The following is a 2,531-nucleotide window of genomic DNA, read 5'->3' on the forward strand; positions in this document are numbered from 1 at the left end:
CCCCGTGACCGCCCCAACCCCAGGCACCGAGACCCCGGACGCGCACCAGGCCCTGGAGGCCCTGCGGACCGAGATCGGCAAGGCCGTCGTCGGCCAGGACGCCGCCGTCACGGGGCTGGTCGTCGCCCTGCTCTGCCGGGGCCACGTCCTCCTCGAAGGCGTCCCGGGCGTCGCCAAGACCCTGCTCGTCCGCACCCTGGCCACGGCACTCGAACTCGACACCAAGCGCGTCCAGTTCACCCCCGATCTGATGCCGAGCGACGTCACCGGATCCCTCGTCTACGACGCCCGCACCGCCGAGTTCTCCTTCCAGCCGGGCCCCGTCTTCACCAACCTCCTGCTGGCCGACGAGATCAACCGCACCCCGCCCAAGACCCAGGCCTCCCTGCTGGAGGCCATGGAGGAACGCCAGGTCTCCGTCGACGGCACCCCCAGGCCGCTCCCCGATCCCTTCATGGTCGCCGCCACCCAGAACCCCATCGAGTACGAGGGCACCTACCCGCTCCCCGAGGCCCAGCTCGACCGCTTCCTCCTCAAGCTCAACCTCCCCCTGCCGAGCCGCGAGCAGGAGATCGCCGTCCTCGCCAGGCACGCCGCCGGCTTTGACCCCCGCGACCTCACCACCGCCGGCGTGCGCCCGGTCGCCGGCGCCGAGCAGCTCGCCGCCGCCCGCGCCGCCGTCGCCAAGGTCACCGTCTCCCCCGACATCGCCGGCTACGTCGTCGACCTCTGCCGGGCCACCCGCGAGTCGCCGTCCCTGGCCATCGGCGCCTCGCCCCGCGGCGCCACGGCGCTCCTCGGCACCGCCCGCGCCTGGGCCTGGCTCTCCGGCCGCGATTACGTGATCCCCGACGACGTCAAGGCGCTCGCCCTGCCCACCCTCCGGCACCGCGTCCGGCTGCGCCCCGAGGCCGAGATGGAGGGCGTCACCGCCGACAGCGTCCTCACCGGCCTGCTCGCCCGCGTCCCGGTTCCCCGCTGATGGCGCTCACCGGCCGCACCGCGCTGCTGGCGGCGCTCGGCGCCCTGGTCGCCGGCCCACGCCCGGGCTGGACCGGCATCCTCGCCGTCGCCCTGCCGCTGCTCGGCTGCGTCCTCGTCGACCTGGCCCTCGCCGCCCCCGTCCGCCCACTCCTGCTGGCCAGGAGCGGCGACACCACCGTCCGCCTCGGCGAAGAGGCCACCGTCCACCTCACCGTGACCAACGCCGCCCGCCGGCCGCTGCGCGCCGAGCTCCGCGACGCCTGGCCCCCGAGCGCCTGGCGCCCGGGCACCGCCTACGCCGCGTCACGCCACCGCCTGCACGTGCCCGCCGGCGAACAGCGCCGGCTCACCACCGTGCTCAGCCCCACCAGACGCGGCGAGCACCACCCACACCGGGTGACCGTCCGCTCCCACGGGCCGCTCGGCCTCGCCGCCCGCCAGGGCGGCCACGCCGTGCCATGGACGCTGCGGGTGCTGCCTCCCTTCACCAGCCGCAAGCACCTCCCGGCCAAGCTCTCCCGACTCCGCGAACTCGACGGCCGCACCACGGTGTTGACCAGGGGCGAAGGCACCGAGTTCGACAGCCTCCGCGAGTACGTGCCGGGCGACGACGTCCGCTCCATCGACTGGCGCGCCACCGCCCGCCAGTCCACCGTCGCCGTCCGCACCTGGCGCCCGGAACGCGACCGGCACCTGCTGCTGGTCCTGGACACCGGCCGCACCTCGGCCGGCCGCGTCGGCGACATCCCACGCCTCGATGTCTCCATGGACGCGGCCCTGCTCCTCACCGCCCTGGCCTCCCAGGCCGGCGACCGTGTCGACCTGCTTGCCTTCGACCGCACGGTCCGCGCCTCGGTACGCGGTCGCACCGGCGGCCAGTTGCTGCCCTCGGTCGTCGCCGCGCTCACCCCGTTGGAAGCGGCACTGATAGAGACCGACACCCGGGCCATGGCCACAGCCGCACTCGCCGGCGCGCCACGCCGCTCGCTGCTCGTGCTGTTCACCAGCCTCGACGCCGCCCCGGTGGAGACCGGACTGCTGCCCGTGCTGCCACGCCTGACGCGAGGTCACACGGTGGTGGTGGCCTCGGTCGCCGACCCCCGGATCACCGAGATGGCCCGCACCCGCGGCACCGTTCCCGGCGTCTACGAGGCCGCCGCCGCGGCCAGCCACGAGCTCGAACGTCACCGCACGACGGAACGCCTGCGCGCCCTGGGCGTCACCGTGGTCGAAGCCGCCCCCGAACTCCTGCCGCCGGCCCTGGCCGACGCCTACCTCTCCCTCAAGGCCTCGGGACGTCTCTGACGACCTCTCCGATAACCGGCCCCGGCCGGCCCGCCGGGCGGGCGGCCCGCCGGGTCGCAACACAAACACGTGTAGGGCCCGTTGGTCTCCCAACGGGCCCTACACACCTAATAATTGTCCGGCGGCGACCTACTCTCCCACACGGTCCCCCATGCAGTACCATCGGCGCTGGCAGGCTTAGCTTCCGGGTTCGGAATGTAACCGGGCGTTTCCCCACCGCCATGACCACCGGAACCCTACAA

2 protein-coding genes and 1 rRNA gene are annotated in these 2,531 nt (G+C 74.2%); 2 read left to right on the plus strand and 1 reads right to left on the minus strand.

Annotation, left to right across the window (positions count from 1 at the left end; all coding sequences use genetic code 11):
* Positions 1-4 precede the first annotated feature (4 nt).
* A complete protein-coding gene (locus E1265_RS35510) occupies positions 5-982 on the plus strand; it encodes a MoxR family ATPase (RefSeq protein ID WP_132935069.1) in 978 nt (325 codons plus the stop codon).
* Complete coding sequence (locus E1265_RS35515; RefSeq protein ID WP_132935068.1) at positions 982-2,289, plus strand: DUF58 domain-containing protein; 1,308 nt, start codon at positions 982-984, stop codon at positions 2,287-2,289. The genes E1265_RS35510 and E1265_RS35515 overlap by 1 nt, the downstream gene beginning before the upstream one ends.
* A gap of 116 nt (positions 2,290-2,405) precedes the next feature.
* Here the strand turns inward: E1265_RS35515 and rrf are convergent.
* Positions 2,406-2,522, minus strand: a 5S ribosomal RNA gene (rrf, locus tag E1265_RS35520).
* Between the last annotated feature and the right edge of the window lie 9 nt (positions 2,523-2,531).

It is taken from the genome of Streptomyces sp. 8K308 (assembly GCF_004348315.1).
Classification (GTDB): Bacteria; Actinomycetota; Actinomycetes; order Streptomycetales; family Streptomycetaceae; genus Streptomyces.